Raw genomic sequence first — 19337 nt, 5'->3', positions numbered from 1 at the left:
CATGAAACCGCGAATGATCTCTCGACGGCGGATGCTCCAGGGCGCGCTGGCGGCGACGGCGACGATTCCGCTGCTGAACTCCGAGCTGGCCCGCGGGCAAGAGGCCACCGCGCCCAAGCGCTTCGTGGTGTTCTACACGCCGAACGGCACCATGGAGTCGAAATGGATGCCCACGGGCACCGAGACCAACTTCACGCTGAGCCCGCTGCTCCAGCCGCTCTCGCCGTTCAAGTCGAAGATTATCCCGCTGCGCGGGGTCAACATGAACGTCGTGGTCAACTCCAACATCGGCTCCGAGCACGCTCGGGGCATCGGGGGCCTCTTGACGGGGCGGGCGCTGCTCAAGGGCAACTTCAAGAGCTTCATGTCCACCAACGCAGGCTGGTCGTCGGGGATCTCGCTCGATCAGCACATCGCGAACAAGCTGCAGCCGAGCACGCTGTTCCGGACCCTGGAGCTCGGCGTCCAGGTCCGTGACGCGGAGGTGCGCGGTCGGCTCAGCTACGCCGGGCCGGACCAGCCCATCCCCCCCCGCGAGGACCCTTACGACACGTTCCAGCAGCTCTTCGGGGCCACGGTGCCTGGCCAGGGCCAGGACCCTGGCGGGTCCACCGCGCTGGATCGGCTCCGCGCGCAGCGGCGGACCGTGTTCGATATCCTCCGCGAGGACATCGCCGACGTGCGGCCTCGCATCGGCAAGGAAGATCGCCTCAAGCTCGACTCGCACCTGCAGTCGATCCGGGACATCGAGGCGCGCCTGGCCGGCGGCGGCTCCTCGACCGGCGGCGGCGGCACCCCGACGACGAGCTGCCAGGCCCCGGCGCTCGGCGACCGCATCGACCTCTCGAAGGACGACAACATGCCCGCCATCGGCAAGCTCCAGATGGATATGATGGCCGCGGCGCTCGCGTGCGACCTCACGCGGGTCGCCACGATCCAGTGGTCGTACGCCGAGAGCGAGCACCTCTACCCGTTCCTCGGTCTCACGCAGAATCACCATGCCATCTCCCACGAGTGGAACGCGGCGGGCGACGAGAAGTACATGAAGATCCACACGTGGTTCGCGGAGCAGCTCGCCTACCTGCTCGGTAAGCTCGACTCGTACGCGGAAGGGGATCGCACGCTCCTCGACAACACCGTCGTCCTGTGGGTCACCGAGATCGGCGAGTCGAGGCAGCACGCGCTCACGAACATCCCGTTCTTGCTCGCCGGCAGCGCGGGCGGGGTCTTCCGCACCGGCCGCTTCGTGGACTATCTGGCGAACGGCGGCTCTGCCCGCCAGCACAACGATCTTCTCGTCACGATCGCGAACGCGATGGGGACCGACGACAAGACCTTCGGCGACCCGCAGTACAGCACCGGCGCGCTTCCCAGCCTGACGTAGCCAGCTCGGCTCGGCACACACGGGCTCCCTGAGGACCCTCCTCCAGGGAGCCCCGGGTCGCGCACAACGCGCGGCCCGCGTCCCGGGTAGGTCTTGCATTTTTGCCGTGAAGTGTTGCATTTCTGGGCGTTGTCTTGCGTGAATGCAAGGGCCATCTTGGCCCCCATGAACAACCCATCGCTCGCCCCCAGCCCCTCGTCTCGCCTCCACGTCGTGCTCGGCGCCGGCCAGATCGGCCCGCGGGTCGCGGCTCTCTTGCTGGCGCAGGGCCATCGCGTGCGCCTGGTGCAGCGCACCCGCCGGGCCCCGGAGCGGCCGGGGCTCACGTCGGTGTGCGGCGACATCACCGATCTCGCCTTTGCCGAGGAGGCCACGCGCGGCGCGAGCGTGGTCTACGATTGCATGAACCCGCCCTACCACCTCTGGGCCACGCAGCTCCTGCCCATCGCGCGCGGCGCGGTGCACGGCGCGAGCAAGGCGGGCGCGAAGCTCGTGGCCCTCGACTGCCTGTACATGTACGGCGCGCCCGACGGGGCCATGCGAGAGGACTCGCCGCGCCGCCCTTGCAGCAGGAAGGGCGCGCTGCGCGTCGAGCTCGAGGAGCTGCGCCTCGCGGCCCAGCGCCGCGGCGACGTGCGCGTGGCCATCGGGCGCGCCAGCGACTTCTTCGGCGCCGACGTGCCGCTGTCCGCGTGGGGCGACCGTTTCTACGCGCGCGCGCTCGCCGGAAAAGCCGTGGAGTGCATGGGTGATCCCGAGATGCCTCACTCGTATACCTACGTGGAGGACGTGGCGCGGGGCCTCGTGACGCTGGGCGAGCGGGAGGAGGCGATGGGCCATGTCTGGCACCTGCCGACGGCGCCTGCCGAGAGCACGCGGGCGCTCGCGCAGCGCCTCGGGCGCGCCCTTGGCGTCGAGGTCGAGGTGGCGCGACTCCCGCGCGTCCTGCTGCGCGCGGTCGGCCTGTTCTCGCCCTTCATGCGGGAGGTGGCCGAGATGGCGTACCAGTGGGACGTGCCCTATGTCATCGACGACGCGCGCTTCCGCGAGGCCTTCGGCTGGTCGGCGACCCCCGTCGAGCGGCAGGTCGCCGAGATCGCCGCCTGGGCCCGCGACAGGTACAAGATCGCCGCCCCGCGCGGAGCGGCGGCGATCCCCGCGGCGCGGGCCTGATCGGGCCACGAGCGCGCTGCCGAGATCTCCCCGGCGCGCAGGCTGGCAGATCGCACGGGAGCGGATCAAATCACCCAGGCCGCTGCGCGCGAGAAGGACTTGACTCGTCCGGTTGAAGGCACCGAGATCTCGCTCTTTCTGGAGGGCGTCATGCGTCTCGGTTCCTTGTCTCCGGTGATGGGCCTGCTGGTCGTGGGGCTCGGCGTCGCGTCTTGCGCTTCCGGCTCGGAAGAGCTCCCTGGGGGCTCATCGGAGGGCGGCGGCGGCGCTTCCGGGGTCGGCACGTCGGTGGGCTCGTCGTCCGGCGGCGGCGGGGCGCCCGGCGCGTCGGTGGGCTCGTCGTCCGGCGGCGGCGGGGCGCCCGGCACCTCCAGCGCTTCGGGGGGCGGGGCGCCAGGCGCCTCCAGCGTGTCTGTCGGCTCGGCGTCCGGCGGCGGCGGCGGGGCGCCTGGCGAGGGTGGGGGACCGGAGCTGCCGCCGGCGGTCGGCCCCCTGGTCAATGGGATCCAGTGGGCCGACACCTCGGGCAAACCCATCCAGGCGCACGGGGGAGGGGTGATCCGGGTGGGCGACCATTATTACTGGTTCGGAGAGAACCGGAACCCGGACGGGACGTTCTATGCCGTCTCCTGCTATCGCTCGACCGATCTGCGGCGCTGGGAGTTCAGGAACCATGTCTTGACGATGGACTCGGACAAGGACCTCGATCCGGCCAACATCGAGCGCCCGAAGGTGGTCTACAACGCGTCCACGGACAGATTCGTGATGTGGATGCACTGGGAGAACGGGGTGAACTACGGCGAGGCTCGCGCCGCGGTCGCGAGCTCGAGCACCGTGGACGGCGACTACACGTATCACGGCAGCTTCCGGCCGCTCGCCGGCAGCGGGGTGACCGATCACGGCAAGCCCGGGTACATGTCCCGCGACTGCGGGCTCTTCGTCGATGACGACGCCAAGGCCTATTTCATCTCCGCCACGAACGAGAACTACGATCTCAACCTCTACGAGCTGGCCCCCGACTACCTGTCCATCGCCCGCCTCTCCGCCACGCTCTTCCCCGGCGGGCACCGGGAGGCGCCGGCGCTGTTCAAGCGGAACGGCACCTATTTCCTGCTGACCTCAGGCGCCACGGGCTGGTCGCCCAACCAGGCGAAATACGCGACGTCCCGCTCTCTCGACAGGGGCTGGTCGGCGATGACCAACGTCGGTGACGGCACGACCTACCACTCCCAGTCGACCTACGTGCTGCCGGTCCAGGGCAGCTCCGGGACGGCCTACCTGTACATGGGAGACCGGTGGGCAGGGGCCTGGAGCGGACCGGTCAACAACTCGACGTACGTCTGGCAGCCGATCTCCTTCCCGTCGGACACCACCATGAGCATGCGCTGGAACAACACGCTGACCATCGACACGTCGGCCGGCGCCGTCGCCGGAGCGACGAACAATTTCAAGCTCGTCAACAAGAAGAGCGGCAAGGTGATGGATGTCGTCGGCGCGTCGGGCGAGGACGGGGCGGACGTCGTCCAGAACGCGGACAGGGGCGGAGACAGCCAGAAGTGGAGCTTCAACTACAATGGCTCGGGCTACTTCCGGCTGACCAACGTCAAGAGCGGCAAGGTGCTCGATGTCCCTGACGAGTCGACGAGCGACGGGGTCGCGCTGGTGCAATGGGAGAACCATGACGGCGACAACCAGGCGTGGCTGTTCATCGATCTGGGCGGCGGTGATTTCCAGATCAGGAACAAGAAGAGCGGCAAGCTGATCGGGGTCTACCAGGGCTCCACCGAGGACGCCGCCGCGATCGAGCAGCGGGGGGGCGGCGGCGAGGAGCAGCGATGGCAGATCGTCGTCGCCGAGTGATGGGTGGATGACGGGAGGGGCGGCCGCGAGGGCAGGGCCGCGACGAGGCCGGCCAGAGAGAAGCGCGGCGCCCCGGCCCGATCGAGGTCGACCGGGCCGGGTGGAGGAGCGCGGCGCCGCTACGACCGCGCGCGCCGCCGCCGCCCGAGCACGAGGCCCGCGACCGCCGCTACGACCGCGCGCGCCGCCGCCGCCCGAGCACGAGGCCCGTGACCGCCGCCGCGAGCGCGGCGGCGCTGCCCGCGGAGCCCGCCGGGCCAGAGGCGCTGCACCCGGCCGCGGCCGGCGCGATGTTGCCGTCCGTGTCCGCGTCGGCCGACGCCGGCAGCGCGTCCGGCTCGTGCAGATCCCGAGCCCACATCGGCTCATCGAGCACCTCGTCCACGGCGAAGGAGGTGGACAGCACCTCGCGCTCGCCGCCCAGGCCCTCTTCCGGCGCGAACTCCGCGTTCCCCGGCGCGGCGAGGCGCGCGACGGCGCCTTGTGCGCTCGAGACCTGGAGGATCGTGTTCCCGATGGTCACATACCAGCTCCCGTCGAGCCAGCGACCGTGCCCGAGGGACGAGCCGATGCTCTCGGGCGCGCCCCCCGCCCGGCCGAGATAGCGCTTGCCGCCGTTCAGGAAGAGGACCTCGCCCGTGTCGCTGATGCCGTCGTGGCCGACCCGGAGCTTCACCTGATCGAACTGGCTCGACGTCGTGAAATCGCTGATCTGATGCTGCTCGCCGTCGGGGGTCCGCAGCCAGACCTGGTTGACGGCGCCGTCGCTCTTCAGGAAGGCGGCGTGGCCCGCGTGAACCAGCAGCCCGGCCGAGGTGCCGGTGATCGAGTCGCCCAGGAACACCTCCTCTCCCTCCGCCGTGTACAGGTAGCTCGAGCTCGTCATGCCGTCCCACCACCGGCCGGCGACGTTCGTCCCGTCGGTGATCGGCCGCTGCAGGTTGCCCGCATGATCGCCGAGGCGCACCCTGCTCGGCCCGACGATGGCGGCATCCTCGTAGGTGCCGAAATAGACGCCGCCGGAAGGCGTGATGTCGGCCTGGAACGGCGACCTGCTCCCGTCGACGCGCCAGAGGGTCCTGTTCGTCCCCGCCGACAGCGAGGTAGCGACGGCCCAGTCGTCGCTGTTCGTCGTCCACACGATGTTGTCGCCGTTCACCGCGTCGAGGCGCGCCGCGCTCGTGACGGTGCGCCGGGCGCCGTTGACCCAGGCGAGGATGTGGCCCGTCGTCGACTGGTGCACGGACCCGGACGGCGTGAGCGCCCCGTAGACCTCGCTGATCGGCAGATCTCCTTGCGGGATGGTCGCGACCCACGTCACCTGCTGCGTGGCGCGGTCGAAGATCCCGAGGCGCTGGTACGGGTCCCGGAAGAGGATCCGCGCGGCGTCGAAATCGAGGATGGTGCCTGGCGCGCGCTGGACGGCGGTGAGCCTCGGGCTCCGCTCGACGTAGATGGGGCCGATGGTCTTTGTGACGGTGGGGCCCACGCCGTCGCTGGCCTCGAGGGTCAGCGTGTACGCTCTGCCCGACGGGATCTGGTAGCCATACCAGGCCTGCTCTTCCTTGAGGTAGAGGTGCCCCGGCACGGGCTGCGGGTTCTGCGCCGAAAGGGTGACCTTTCCTTCGGCGCTGCGGAACGTCGCCTGGAGGCTCTGGCACGTGTACGGCGGCGTGGGGACGCACTTCGCGGCGAAGCGCCAGCCGTCCGTGAGGGTGTCGTGCGCGAGCGCGTTCCATCCGAGCGTCAGAGGCGCGTACCGGTGCACGGTGCCCTGCGCGCTCGCCACCTCGCCCAACGTGCTGTACGCGTGGACCGTCACGACGTGAGGCCCATAGGCGAGCTCGCCCGCGAGCTCGCCGAGATCGAACGCTCCCTGGAAATGACCCCCTTCCGTCGGCGTGAGCTCGATGGTGAGCCCTTCGAGCTCCGCCTCGACATAGTAGATGTCCTCGGGGGACGACGCCGTTGCGTGCACCGGGATCGTGCTGCCCGCGATGATCGCATTGGTCGGCTCGATGAGCCCGACAGTGACCGCGGCATCGGCCGCGTGGGCCGAGAGGGACAGGGCAAAAGCAATGGCTGTGCCAATATGATGGCGGTAAGCTCGCATGGATCCTCCGTATTTTTGAATGCTTCGGTGCATCCGTGGCTCCGATCATTCACTCGCCGGGCGCCGGGTAGCCGCCCTGCGAGCGGCCGTGACGTGGAGCGATGCACCGGGGCCGAGCGCCTCGCTGGCGCGAAGAGCCGGCTGCTCGGGATATCAGCGCGATGAGCGCGCTGCTCGTCGGCTTCTTGCTTACCGCGCTGGGCTGCAAAGGTGACAGCGACGCGCCGCTCCTGCTGTGCCCGCCAGCGCCCGCGCGTGCCGGTCTACGTCCGGCCGAACGCGCGTAGCCGGAGGGAGTTGGCGAGCACCGACACGCTCGACAGCGACATCGCCGCGCTCGCGAGGACGGGCGACAGGAGCCATCCGGTGAGCGGGTAGAGGAGGCCCGCCGCGATCGGAACGCCGATCACGTTGTAGATGAACGCCCAGAACAGGTTTTGCCGGATCGTCCGGAGGGTGGCGCGGGCGAGCCCGAGCGCCACGGGCAGGCCCGCGATCCCGCCGCGGATCAGCGCCACGTCCGCGGACGCGACGGCGATGTCCGTGCCGCTGCCCAGCGCGATCCCCACGTCTGCGCCGGCGAGCGCGGGCGCGTCGTTGATGCCGTCGCCGACCATGGCCACCCTGCGGCCGGCGGCCCGCTGCTCGCGGACGATCCTCGCCTTGTCCTCGGGTCTCACCTCCGCGAACACGGCGCGGATGCCGAGCTCCTCGGCGACGGCGCGCGCGGCGCCCGCCCGATCGCCCGTCACCATCGCCACCTCGACGCCGAGCTCGGCCATGGCCGCGACGGCGCGGCGCGCCTCCTCGGTGGGCCGGTCGGCGACCGCCACGAGCCCTGCGAGCCGCCCGTCGACGGCCACGAACGACGGCGTGCGGCCCAGCGCGGCCAGGCGATCGGCATCGGCCTCCAGCGCGACCGTGTCGACGCCCGCCCGCTGGAGCCACGCCGCGGTCCCGATGCGGACGAGGCGCCCCGAGACGCGCGCCTCGATGCCGTGGCCGATCTCCGCGCGGAACGCCGAGGCCGGCGCCATGCCGACCCCGCGGCCGCGGGCGCCCTCGACGATCGCCCGCGCGACCGGGTGCTCGCTCTCGCGCTCGGCGGCCGCCACGAGGCCGAGGAGCGCCGCCTCGCCGTCGCCCGCGAGGTCCACGACGTCCGTGAGCTCGGGCCGACCCGAGGTCAGGGTCCCGGTCTTGTCGAGCAGCACCGTGTCGATGCGGCTCGCGGCCTCGAGCGCCGCGCCGCCCTTGACGAGGACGCCGAGCTCCGCGCCGCGCCCTGTCCCGACGGCCACGGCGGCCGGCGTGGCCAGCCCGAGCGCGCACGGGCAGGCGATCACGAGCACGGCGACGAACCGCTCGACCGCCGTGGCGAGCCCCGCGGCGGTCGGGTCGATCGCGAGCCACGCGGCGAAGGCGAGCGACGCGACGCCGAGGACGACGGGCACGAAGACGCCGCTCACCACGTCGGCGAGGCGCGCGATCGGCGCGCGCGACCCCTGCGCCTGCTCGACGGCCTCGACGATGCGCGCGAGCGCGGTGTCCGCGCCGGTCTTCGTGACGCGGAAGACGAGGGCGCCGCTCTGGTTGAGCGTCCCGCCGAGCACGGCCGAGCCCGCCGTCTTGTCGACGGGCATGCTCTCGCCGGTGAGCATCGCCTCGTCGACCGCGGACGCGCCGTCGACCACCTCGCCGTCGGTCGCGATGCGCTCGCCGGGCCGCACCCGCACGAGGTCGCCCGGGGCGAGCGACGAGGCGGGCACCTCGTCCTCGGCGTCGCCGCGGACGCGCCGCGCGGTCTTCGGCTGGAGCGCCACGAGCCCGCGCACCGCGTCGGCGAGCCGCTTCCGTGCGCGCGTCTCGAGGAGCTTGCCGAGCAGCACGAAGGTGACGATCGCGGCCGCGGCCTCGAAGTAGACGGGCGGCGCGTGGCCGTGCTCGGCGTGCGGGAAGAGGCCGGGGGCCGCGACCGCGGCGGTCGAGTAGAGCCAGGCGGCGCCGGTCCCGAGGCTCACGAGGGTGTTCATGTCCGCGGCGCGGTGCCGGAGCGCGCTCCAGGCGAGGCGAAAGAACCGGCGCCCCGGCCCGAAGACCACGATCGTCGCGAGCGCGAGCGAGAGCCAGCGCGCGGAGGCGCCTTCGAGCGCCGGGATCGCGCCGTGGGACATGGCCACGGCGAGCAGCGGCGCGGTGAGCAGCGCGGCGATCGCGACGTCGCGCCGGAGCGTTCGCTGCTCCTTCTGTTCGGCCGCGTCCATGGCGGCGGCGCGCTCGGCCGCGCTCGACTGCGGGCGCTGCGGTGGGGCGTCCGCCGTCGCCGCCGGGCGCTCGGGCGCCGTGGAGGCCGCGTGGACGCCGGCGCTCGTCGGGCTTGCGGGGACGCCGTCGGCCTGCGGGGCTGCGGAAAGGCCCGTGATCGGCGCGGCTTCGGGGACGCTGGCCGCCGAGGGGACCTCGGGCACCTCGTACCCCGCCTCCACGATGGCGCTGGCGAGCGCGGCCGGCGTTGTCGCCTGCGCGTCGTAGGTGATCGTCGCGCGCCGGGTCACCAGGTTCACGGCCGCATCCTGGACGCCGGGCGCGGCGCGCAGCGCCTTCTCGACGCGGCGCACGCACGCCGCGCAGGTCATGCCCTGCACCGGAAGCTCCGTCCGGGCGCCCTGCGCGGCGGGCGCGGCCTTCGCGCTGGTCGGCTGCACGGGCTGGGGAATCGTCGCCATGGCTTCTCCTTACACGAGCTCGTGGCTCGTCTCCTGTCGCCTGCGCAGACGCGCCGTCGCTCCGCTGATTACGGTCTACCCCGGCAGGCCCGGGTGAGCTCCGGCGTCGGCCGGTTCGGAGCGGCGCCCGCGGCGCCTGCGCCCCGCCGAGCGGACGTGAGCCGCGGGAGGTGGTACGTCCGCGGGCGCGCCATGGAGCAGATCCTTCCGATTCTCGGGGTGAGCGTGGTCGTGTTCGTGTCCACGAACATCGATGACATCCTCCTTCTCTCGGCCTTCTTCGCGGATCCAGGCTTCACTCCCGCTCAGGTGGTGGCCGGCCAGTTCCTCGGCAACGCGGCGCTCGTGATCGCGAGCGTCGCGTGTGCGCTGCTCGCGGTCCGCGTGCCGGACGGATGGATCGGCCTGCTCGGCCTGGCTCCCCTCGCGCTCGGCCTGAGAGGCCTCTGGGCGCTTCGGCGGGGCTCCAGGGCCAGGGAAGCAGGCGTGGCGGACAGAGCGGATCTAGCAGACAGCGCGCGCGAGCCCCATGGCAGCGCGTCGCGCTTCAAGGTGATCGCCGTGGCGAGCGTGACCCTCGCGAACGGCGGGGACAACCTCGGCGTTTATATCCCGCTGTTCTCCAGCTCCCCTGCGCACATCCCGTTCCATGCGGCCGTGTTCGCGGTCATGACCGGCGCCTGGTGCGCGCTCGGGCACCGCCTTGTCAACCACCCGATCCTGGGCACGCGCATCCGGCGTTCCGGCCGTGCGGCGCTGCCGTTCGTCTTGATCGGCCTCGGGCTCTGGATCCTGTCCGACGCCCTCGTGCTTGTCCGTGCGGGGTAGCGCCCTCGAGCGCCATGTCGCCGTCCGCCTTCAGCTGGTCGACGGCAACATCGAAGTTGACCGCGCCGCGCGGCTCGACGGTGCACCCGGACTTATGACAATCGCAAACGAGCCTTGTACACAGGTCCACGCAGCGATCACCTAGTATCCCGGGCGTGGCGTGCTGGGCGGCTCATGGGCTCGCGGCGGCGCGCGCGAGCCGCGTCACCAGCGGCTACGCACCACGACGCCGCCACCGGCCTGGCCCGCCGTCAGCTCCCAGCTCACCTCGGACGCCGCCTGGCGGCGCGGGGACGGCTCCAGCAGGAAGACCAGCGCCGACGCGCCGGCGAGCGCCACGCCGGCGCCGAAGCCGACCGTGCTCACCAGCCCAAGCTGCTTCGCGCGGTTGCCAGCGTCGAGCCCGTCGGGCTTGCATCGCGCCCGGTCGGGGCTCACGTCCCTGCAGTTCTCGGCCGCGACGCCGCTCGCGTCGAGCGCCATCCACCCGGTCACCGATCCGACGATCAGCCCGGCCACGCCGAGCCCGCCCGCCACATAGGTGACCACCCGCAGGCCGCTGGGCCCCCGATCCGGCGCCGGCGCCGGTGCTGGCGCCGGCGGTTCGGCGCGCGGCGGCTTGGCGCCCGCCGGGGGCTTCACCTCGAGCACGATCGCCCTCGACTCCGACCGGTCGATCGTGAATCGCGTCTCGGTCACGGCCCCTCCCGGCGCCTGCGTCGTCACGACGTGCTCTCCGGGATCGACGGGGAGCGCGACGCCGAGCGAGGGTTGCTCCAGCGCCATGCCGTCGCACTGCACGCGCGTCCCCGCCGGCGCGCCCGGCGGCAGCGACAGCGTGAGCTGCGGCACGAGCGGCGCGAGCGCGCTGCGCTGCCCGAGCGCGATCTTGTGTCGCACCGACTGCTTGACCCGCTCGGCCTCACTCATGCGATCGACCATCGCGAGATAGTCGTTGTAGCGCGCGACCGCGGTCGCGATACGCCCCCATTTGGCCTCGCACTCGGCGAGCGTGAATAGCCGCCCCGGGCGAGGATCGAGGCGCTGGCTTTCGGCGAGGGCAGGGCAGCCGGTCTCGTACCGGCCTGCCAGCATGTCGGCGAGCCCGCGGTCGAAGTGCGATTCCGCGACGGCGAGCGCCTGCGCGCTGGCCGGCGCCGCGACGGCGACGCCCAGCACGCCAAGGCAGATGGACCGGAACCAGGAGAAGCGCATGCGTGAGCCGCCAAATACCATCGTTCCCGCTCGCTCCTGGCAAAGAAGTGTCCGCCCTGCCATCGTGCTCAGTCCGGCTTGTACAGCAACTCAGGGCTCGGCTCTGCGGCCGACGGGGCTGGCGCGAGCCTGCGCCGTGAGCCGAGCGCTGGCGGCGGCGACGCGCTCGCCGCCCCCGTCGCGGGGGCGAGCGCGCGGCTGCCCTTGCCCAGCGGCACGGAGGCCGCGGGAGCGGGCGTCGCGACGCCCGGCGCTGTGGCTGTCGCCGAGGCGTCGGGGAGAGGCGGCGTCGGATGGACTTCAGGGGGCGCGGAGGCGGGCGAGCGCGCGTCCCCCGCGGTCTGCGCGGGCTCCGCGGTCTGCGCGGGCTCCGCGGTCTGCGCGGGCTCCGCGCTCCCGCCAGCGGGGAGCGCGCCGCGGCTCAGTGAGGCGAAGGCGCCAACGCCGCCGCCGAGGAGGACGAGCACCGCGACGGTGATCGCGGCTCGGCTCCGTTGCTTCGTGGGGGGCAGCGCGGTCACCACGGCCGCGGTCGGGAGCTGGACATCGCTCTGCAGCGACAAGGAGCGGGAGCTCAGGGGGCCATGTCCACTCGGCGCCTCCGGGGGGAGCAGGCGCGACGATCGCACCGGCGCGGCGGGCAGGTCGAAGACCTCGGCGAGCGCCTCGACCGCGGCCGAAGCGGCGGCGAAGCGCGCCTCGGGGGCGCGGGCCGTCACCTTGGCGAACCACGCGTCGAAGCCCGGAGGCAGCTTCACCCCCTCGGCGTCCGCGCGCGCGGACGCGGGCTCCTGCGGGCCGTTCACGGCGAGCGCCGCGAAAGCGAGCGCACTGTCGTACTTCCGCCTGTCGTTCAGCCAGTACGCCTTGCCGACGAGGAGCGTGTACGCGATCATGCCGAGGGCGAAGATGTCGGCAGCCCGCGAGACCGACTCGCCGCTGAATTGCTCGGGCGCCATGTAGAGCGGCGTGCCGAGGATCGCGGTCGCCGCCGAGTCCGTCGCCGTTTCGACGACGAGCTTGGCAATGCCGAAGTCGAGCACCTTGATCCGGGGCGCGCCGTCGTCGGTCTCGGCCAGGAAGAGGTTGGCGGGCTTGAGGTCGCGGTGGACGACCCCGGCGGCGTGTGTCTTGTCGAGGGCGATGGCGGTCTGGCGCAGGAAGGCGACGGCCTCTTCCGGCGGCAGGCGCCCGGCGTGGCGGAGGCGCTCGTCGAGCAGCGTGCCGCGGAGCAGCTCCATCACGAGGAACGGCTTGCCGGTCTCGGCGTCGATCCCGGCGTCGAACACCTCCACGATGTGGTCGCTCTCGATGCGCGCGGCGACCCGCGCCTCCAGCTTGAACCGGGCCTGGAAATCGGGGTTGCCGGCGAGGTGCGAGTGCATCACTTTGAGCGCCCGCCGGCGCTCCGTCTCGATGTGCAGAACCTCGTAGACCGCGCCCATCGCGCCGCTGGCGATTCCGCGCACCACGCGGTACCTGCCAGCAAACAGCATCCCGTCGTCCAGACTCAGCGACATGGGTTCCACCAGCAGGCGAACTTATACACCAGCGTACGCGACGCCTGCACTCAGGAACTGACGGATCGAAGCGCGATTTACAGTGTTCCAGTAAAGATCCAGAGCGGTTCCCACCCGCCCTGGTACGAGCGTCGCAGAGCGGCGGTCACCCGCACAGGAGACGGGTCCAGATCGGCGTTTTCGGCGCGCAAGCGCACTCCGGTGCGCTGAGCACCGAAAACGTCGAGATGGGCCCGTCTCCGAAGCGGGTGACCGCCGCTCTGGTCGCTCGCTGACTGATCGGTGACAGCCGTATGACTTGATGGGGGCATCATTCCGTTTCGGCGGCCAACCTGATATCCTCCGCGACCAAAACCTCTCGAAATTTCACATGAAAATGAAGACGATGCTGGCTTTCGTTCGGTGCGCCGGCGGATGTGCCATGGCGCTGCTCGGGCTCGGATGTGCGCAGCTCTTCGGCTTCGACAAGGTCTACGAGCCCGAGGACCAGATCTCCGGAGGCGGTGGCGCAGCGGGCTCAGCGGCCGAGAGCGGTGGCGGCGGTGCGGGGGATCCATGCGAGATCCTCGCGGTGCTGCCCGGGGAGACCCTCGCCCTGTCGATGATCGACGACATGGAAGACGGAGATACCCGGATCTCCGGAGGGAACGGGGCGAACCCTTGGGCAGGGTTTTGGTTCGAGGACAACGACGAATCACCGGAAGGGAGGCAGGAGCCTGCGAACCCCGCGGACCTCGTGAGCACCCTTGACCCTCCGCGCGGCGCCAGCATCAAGGCCGTGCACACGAGCGCCGATGACGGCTTCCTCCTCTGGGGAGCCGGCGTTGGCTTCCATCTGGACGACGAGGCCTACTACGACGCATCCGAGTACCGTGGCCTCACGTTCTGGGCCCGCGCCGAGGAGGGCTCCACCAGGAGAATGAAAGTGATGTTCATCGATCAGCAGACCTATCACCTGGGGGGCATCTGCAACGAGGCCGAGGGGGGATGCAACAATCACTTCCACAAGCCCGTCGTGCTGGAGAGCGACTGGAAGCACTTCAAGATTCCGGTGGAGTGCCTCGAGCAGGAGCCCTACGGTAACCAGCTGTTGGCGCCCGCCCTGGAGCGGCTCTGGGCCATCGAGTTCTTCTTCGACAAGGAGCAGGCGTTCGATATCTGGATCGACGACGTCGCCTTCTACCGATAGGCGCAGACCTCCTTCGAACAAGGGGAGCGCGCGCTGTCCGCGATCGGCGGGCGGAGTCGCCGCGCGCTCCGCCCGATCCCGCTTCAGTCCGTGACGAGAGGTCCCACGCCGTCGGCGAACTGCCACCCGAGGCTCTCGTCGATGTGGATCTGCCAGTCGAACACCCCGCGGAGCGTCGGGTGGTTGCTCTCGACTTGATTCCACGTGGGGATCGCCTCGTCGATCGACATGTAGTATTGCTGGTCCCAGATCCCGAACCCCACGGCGACGTGCGTCGGACCGAGCAGCGAGACCCACTCGTTCACGCTGTTCACGATGTACGACTGCTGGTCCAAGTCGCGGCCATCGTAGTACTGCGGGGCCGCGTAGTCCATGGCGCCGGCGTCCACCATCTCTTTGCAAAACGTCTTGTCGCGGTCGTTCCAGGGGGCCGGAGGCGCGGTGATGATGAAGCCGGGGAAGCGCTGCTTCAGCTCCTTGCTGATCCAGATCATCTCGGAGGTGTCGGGGGCCTGGTCGGCCTCGAAGGTGTTCCAGTCGATGCCGTCGAACCCACCCAGGCTGTCGTAGATCCCGACCACGCTCTCGACGAACGTCTGCGACTTCGCGCGCGTCGGGAAGCTCATGCCATTGTGGGCGCCGCCGACGGAGAGGATGATCTTGCGACCTTGGTTCGTCCGTGCGTACTGGATGTCGGCGTTCAGGTTCGTCGCCGCTCCCCTGCCATCACCCGGCGGCGTCCAGTAGACGGCGCCCGTCGTGCCGGGCGATCCTCCCACGGGCTGCGCGGCGAAGAGATAGATCACGTTGTAATTGCTGTTGATGTCCCGGATGCGGATGGGCGCTTCCGTCCAGTTGGGGTAATAGCCAGCGACGACCTTCGCGGGGAGCCCACCGCCCGCGCTGGGGCTGCCGCCCTCGCTGGGGCTGCCGCCCTCGCCGGGGTTGCCGCCCTCGCCGGTGCTGCCGCTGCAGCCGGAGTACGGCTCCCAGTAGTACGTGCTGACCGTCGGGATGTAGCCGGGATTGCCGTACTCGGCGATGTAGGCCGACCCCTGGTAATTCACGATGGCGCCCGCGTCATACCACTGATCCTCCTGCCATTGCGGATAGCCGCACGAGCCCTCGGTGGGCTCGGTGGGCTCGGTGGGCTCGGTGGGCTCGGTGGGCTCGGTGCTGCCGCTGCAGTCGGAGTACGGCTCCCAGTAGTACGTGCTGACCGTCGGGATGTAGCCGGGATTGCCGTACTTGGCGATGTAGGCCGACCCCTGGTAATTCACGATGGCCCCCGCGTCATACCACTGACCCTCCTGCCACTCCGGAATGTCTGCGCACACGGAAGATCCGTTCTGAGCCGCGTCGATCTCGCCCTCCGGCGATACGGAAGCAAGGCATCCGAGCCCGCTCATGGTGATGGCGACGAGGAGAAGCGACAGCTCAGGAGCAATGGCAGTAAGATGAAGAGACATGGTAACCTTCCTTTGACTAGAGACGAACGATCGCCGACCGTTGCCTCGCCCGATGCAGCATTCGCCATGCTGCACTCCGGCGCCGCGGGGCCGTGACTCACCGCTGGGGCTCGACCGCGATCACCCTCCGTGGATGAGGCCCATCGTGGTTCCGAGCGAGGCCAGGTCGTCGTAGCTCGCTGCTGCAGGCCGGAAGAGCAAACGACGTACCAGTCGTGGCGATGGCCCCCACGATCGGCGCACGGAGCCGCGGCAGCCCATCCTGCGCTCTTCCTGGAGCGAACCCAGGGTCGACGCGCCGTGATCGTGTCCGGCGATCCGGGCGCGCGGGGGGTGATCGGAGCGATCGCGGCGCGATCGCCGGGATCGCATGCAAGGGAATTCTCGGATCGCCCCCGGCGATCCGGAGCTCTCGGGCCGCCCGGAGCTCACCCGCGACCTGCCGCGTGCCTGTCGCCAGCTGGACGCCGGCGCCGCAGGACGTCAGGTGGATCGCCGGGCGCGCAGGATCTGGAAGTACCGCCGCGCGATGCCCGACGCGGCCGCCGCGCTCCGGACATTGCCCCCGTGCTGGGCGAGGACGCGCTGCACGTAGCGCCGCTCGAAGTGCTCGACGATCCGCTCCCGCGCGCGCGGGAGGGGCAGGTTGAGCGCGAGGATCTCCTCGATGACGTCGCCGGACGTCCCGGGCTCTGTGCCTCCGCTCGCGCCTGCAGGTGTGGAGGCCGGGGCCAGCGCGCCCGGGGAGGCCAGTCCGGCCCGGGTGGTCTCGATCGGCGCGGCCTCTCCGAGCGCCACGCGCCGCGCCACGGCGTTGTAGAGCTCGCGCACGTTGCCCGGCCAGTCGTAGTCTTCCAGCCGCTCGCCGAACCCCTGTGGGAAGAGCGCGCCGCGGCCCGCGAGCTGCCGAAAGAAGTGGTGCGCGAGCACCGTGACGTCGCCCCGCCGCTTGCGCAGCGGCGGCAGCTCGATCCGGGCCACCGCGAGCCGGAAAAACAGATCGTCCCGGAACCGACCCGCCTGGATCTCACGCTCGAGATCGCGCCGCGTCGCCGCGAGCACCCGGATGTCCACGCGGATCCAGCGGTTCGAGCCGACGCGCTGCACCTCCGATCGCTGGATCGCGCGCAGCAGCTTGGCCTGCAGGCTGAGGTCGAGATCGCCGATCTCGTCGAGCAGCAGCGTGCCGCCGTGCGCCTCCTCGAAGACGCCGCGGCGTGCCTCGCTCGCGCCGGTGAAGGCGCCGCGCTCGTGCCCGAAGAGCGCCGACTCCACGAGCGTCGGCGGCACCGCGGTGCAGTCGAAGACCACGAACGGCCCGGCCGCCCGCGGCCCCTGCTCGTGGAGCGCCTCCGCGAGCACCTCCTTGCCGGTCCCCGTCTCGCCCTCGATGACGACGGGGACGCTCGAGGCCGCGAGGCGCTCGCACAGCGGATAGAGCCGCCGCATCTCCTCGCTGGCGCCGAGGAGTCCGCCGAACTGCACGGCGGGCGACAGCTCGGCCGCCTGCGTGACGCCGAGCGCCTCGACGCGGAGCACTGTCTCGCCGATCCGGACGAGCTCGCTGCCCTGGAGGTACGCGTCGCCGACGCGGATCCCCTGGACGAAGGTGCCGTTCGTCGATCCGAGGTCGGTGACGCGGAGCCGGGCGCCGGCGAGCTCGAAGGCGGCGTGGCGGCGCGAAACGAGCCGGTCCGTGAGGGGGATGTCGCAGGCGGGGCTCGTGCCGGCGAGCACGCGCGAGGGCAGCCCCGGCGCCACCGTGAACCGGCGGCCCTCGTCCGGGCCCGCCATGACGGAGAGGGCGAAGCTCTCGGCCGCGGCCGCAGCGGGGCGCACCGGCCCGGGCAGGAGTTCGGTGGAGGCGGCATCATCGTCGCTCAACGGAGGCATGCCTGCCATCTCAGCAGGCCTCCGCGCCGACGTCACGTGAGGCCGATCGCACCCAAAGGATCGCCGGGATCGCCCTCGTACGCACTCCCGGCAATGATCCGTTGAGCCTGTCGCTTCGAAGCCCAATTCGGCGCTGCTCAGCGCTGGCACGCGCCGTGCTCGAAGGCGGCTCGGCGATGTCGCGCGGTGTGGGCGTGAAAGGAGCACGATTGACAATCATGAACTCGAACTATCTACATGCTGTCGAGCGGGTGAGATGGACTGGCCGGCGCACACGTGTGACGCTCCTCGAAAGGATGGCCGAACTCCTGCGGGCTCGTGCCCTCCGCCTTGCGTGCTTGAGCATCTTCGTCGCGCTCTCGACTTGCGGTCACTCGATCGGTAGTTTCGCCGGGACGACCGACTTTACCGTCCAGTACAGCAACTATGACGCCGCCGCGCCGAACGACACCATCGTCGAGGCCGGGATAAAAATTCGCAACAACACCGCTGCCCCGATACCGCTGAGCAGCATCGTCATACGCTACTGGTTCACGAAGAACGGCGCGACGACGGTGGCCCCGGCGTGCTGGTGGTGGAGCTCGGGCTGCAGACGAATCACGCTGACAACCGGGACAGTGTCCTCTACGGGCGCCGATCGTTACGTGCAGATCGGCTTCACCAGCGCCGCCGGGAGCTTGGCTGCGGGGGCGACGACCCAGCCGATCGACCTCGGGATCGAGTTCAATACGAACGTCGTCGAGACCGACGATTACTCGTATGGAAACCAGACAACCTTCTCCGACTCCAGCCGTATCACCGTGCACGACGCCGGCTCCGCGCCCACGGGCGGCCTGCGCAGCGGTACGCCGCCGAGCGGCAGTGTGTCGCCGCCTCCGGCGCCGATCTCCCTGACGGCTACGGCGTCGAGCGCAAGCGCGATCTCCCTGAGCTGGGCGGCGAGCAGCGGTGCGACAAGCTATGATGTCTACCGATCGACAACGTCGGGTTTCACGCCTGGCACGGGAAGCCACATCGCCAGCGGCGTGACCTCTACCAGCCATGACAGCACCGGCCTGGCTGCGTCGACCACTTACTATTACAAAGTCACGGCCCTGAATGCGGGCGGCGCGTCTGCCGCCTCCAATCAGGCGAGCGCGACGACCCGGGCCGGCAGCGCGGTCACGGCCGAGTTCTTCGACGATTTCAGCTACAACGGGACCAGCGACGCCAACTTCACGAGCTGGTGGTCGCTGCGGAGCTGGTCGGGGGCGCCCGGGGTGAGCGGCGCGGCGTGGCTGGAGTCCAACGTTTCGCTGGTCGCTGACCCGCAGAGCTCCACGAACAAGCTGATGCGTCTCGAGGCGAGCACGAGCGGCACCGGGGCGACCACCTCGCAGGCCGAGGTGATCACCAATGCCCAGAAGTTCCGCTTCGGCACCTACGCTGCCAGGATCAAGTTCAACGACACACCGCTGTCCGGCACGCGTTTTTACGCCGACAAGCCCGTCGAGACCTTCTTCACCTTGACCGAATGGGCCGTCGGCGACCCGGACTACTCGGAGCAGGATTTCGAGTACATGCCCAACGGCGGTTGGGGCCAGGGCAACACGAGCACGATGTGGCTGACTTCGTGGGAGACGTCGGACGTGAACGTCTCGAGCTTGGTCTCCGCGAACTTCAACGGATTTCACACGCTCGTTCTCCACGTTACCAGCACGTCCATCAGCTATTACATCGATGGGGTGCATCGCGCGACGCACGGTTCCATGTACGTTCCAGAGGTGGATCAATTCATCTTCTTCAACCTCTGGTACGATGAGCTCGATGCCGCGAAGGGCAGCTCGCGGACATACCACGAGGATGTCGACTGGGTCTACTTCGCCGAGGACGCGATCCTGTCGTCCACCGAGGTCGACGCGAAGGTAGCTAACTTCCGCTCTTCGTCGATTTTTCGTCGAGACACGGTGCCTTAGACCGGAGATCAC

12 protein-coding genes are annotated in these 19337 nt (G+C 70.3%); 6 read left to right on the top strand and 6 right to left on the bottom strand.

Going from position 1 to position 19337, the window contains the following annotated elements:
- Position 1 precedes the first annotated feature (1 nt).
- From WMF39_RS22210 to WMF39_RS22200, 3 genes are all read left to right on the top strand, one after another.
- Positions 2-1384: a DUF1552 domain-containing protein gene (locus WMF39_RS22210; protein ID WP_437747458.1), complete on the top strand. Its 1383-nt coding sequence runs from the start codon at positions 2-4 to the stop codon at positions 1382-1384.
- Between the two features lie 165 nt (positions 1385-1549).
- Positions 1550-2557, top strand: coding sequence for an NAD-dependent epimerase/dehydratase family protein (locus tag WMF39_RS22205; RefSeq protein ID WP_437747457.1), 1008 nt, complete (start codon positions 1550-1552; stop codon positions 2555-2557).
- Between the two features lie 150 nt (positions 2558-2707).
- A complete protein-coding gene (locus WMF39_RS22200) occupies positions 2708-4417 on the top strand; it encodes an RICIN domain-containing protein (protein WP_437747456.1) in 1710 nt (569 codons plus the stop codon).
- A 169-nt stretch (positions 4418-4586) separates the two neighbouring features.
- Here WMF39_RS22200 and WMF39_RS22195 read toward each other — a convergent pair whose 3' ends face one another.
- Positions 4587-6530 carry a hypothetical protein gene (locus WMF39_RS22195; RefSeq protein ID WP_437747455.1) on the bottom strand — a complete coding sequence of 648 codons (1944 nt, stop codon included), beginning with the start codon at positions 6528-6530 and terminating at the stop codon, positions 4587-4589.
- 263 nt (positions 6531-6793) lie between these two features.
- Positions 6794-9256 (bottom strand): heavy metal translocating P-type ATPase, encoded by a 2463-nt coding sequence (locus WMF39_RS22190; RefSeq protein ID WP_437747454.1) that lies wholly within the window; start codon positions 9254-9256, stop codon positions 6794-6796.
- Positions 9257-9448: 192 nt separating this feature from the next.
- On the opposite strand from WMF39_RS22190, the gene WMF39_RS22185 reads away from it, so the two are divergent.
- Positions 9449-10084 carry a cadmium resistance transporter gene (locus tag WMF39_RS22185; RefSeq protein WP_437747453.1) on the top strand — a complete coding sequence of 212 codons (636 nt, stop codon included), beginning with the start codon at positions 9449-9451 and terminating at the stop codon, positions 10082-10084.
- A gap of 204 nt (positions 10085-10288) precedes the next feature.
- On the opposite strand, the gene WMF39_RS22180 is transcribed toward WMF39_RS22185, so the two are convergent.
- Together WMF39_RS22180 and WMF39_RS22175 are read right to left on the bottom strand one after the other, a co-directional pair.
- Complete coding sequence (locus tag WMF39_RS22180; RefSeq protein ID WP_437747452.1) at positions 10289-11299, bottom strand: hypothetical protein; 1011 nt, start codon at positions 11297-11299, stop codon at positions 10289-10291.
- Positions 11300-11367: 68 nt separating this feature from the next.
- Positions 11368-12819: a protein kinase domain-containing protein gene (locus tag WMF39_RS22175; RefSeq protein ID WP_437747451.1), complete on the bottom strand. Its 1452-nt coding sequence runs from the start codon at positions 12817-12819 to the stop codon at positions 11368-11370.
- Positions 12820-13204: 385 nt separating this feature from the next.
- Here WMF39_RS22175 and WMF39_RS22170 point away from each other — a divergent pair, with 385 nt between their 5' ends.
- Positions 13205-14008, top strand: a complete 804-nt coding sequence (locus WMF39_RS22170; RefSeq protein ID WP_437747450.1) for a hypothetical protein — start codon at positions 13205-13207, stop codon at positions 14006-14008.
- 83 nt (positions 14009-14091) lie between these two features.
- Here the strand turns inward: WMF39_RS22170 and WMF39_RS22165 are convergent, their stop codons facing one another.
- Both WMF39_RS22165 and WMF39_RS22160 read right to left on the bottom strand, forming a co-directional pair.
- Positions 14092-15477: a glycosyl hydrolase family 18 protein gene (locus WMF39_RS22165; protein WP_437747449.1), complete on the bottom strand. Its 1386-nt coding sequence runs from the start codon at positions 15475-15477 to the stop codon at positions 14092-14094.
- 483 nt (positions 15478-15960) lie between these two features.
- Positions 15961-17370, bottom strand: coding sequence for a sigma 54-interacting transcriptional regulator (locus WMF39_RS22160; protein WP_437747448.1), 1410 nt, complete (start codon positions 17368-17370; stop codon positions 15961-15963).
- A gap of 218 nt (positions 17371-17588) precedes the next feature.
- Between WMF39_RS22160 and WMF39_RS22155 the strand changes: the two genes are divergently transcribed.
- Complete coding sequence (locus WMF39_RS22155; protein WP_437747447.1) at positions 17589-19325, top strand: cellulose binding domain-containing protein; 1737 nt, start codon at positions 17589-17591, stop codon at positions 19323-19325.
- Positions 19326-19337: the final 12 nt, after the last annotated feature.

Origin of the sequence: Sorangium sp. So ce1504 (genome assembly GCF_051521635.1) — a bacterium.
GTDB lineage: Bacteria > Myxococcota_A > Polyangia > Polyangiales > Polyangiaceae > Sorangium > Sorangium cellulosum_B.
This window is presented reverse-complemented; position numbering and strand designations above follow the sequence as displayed.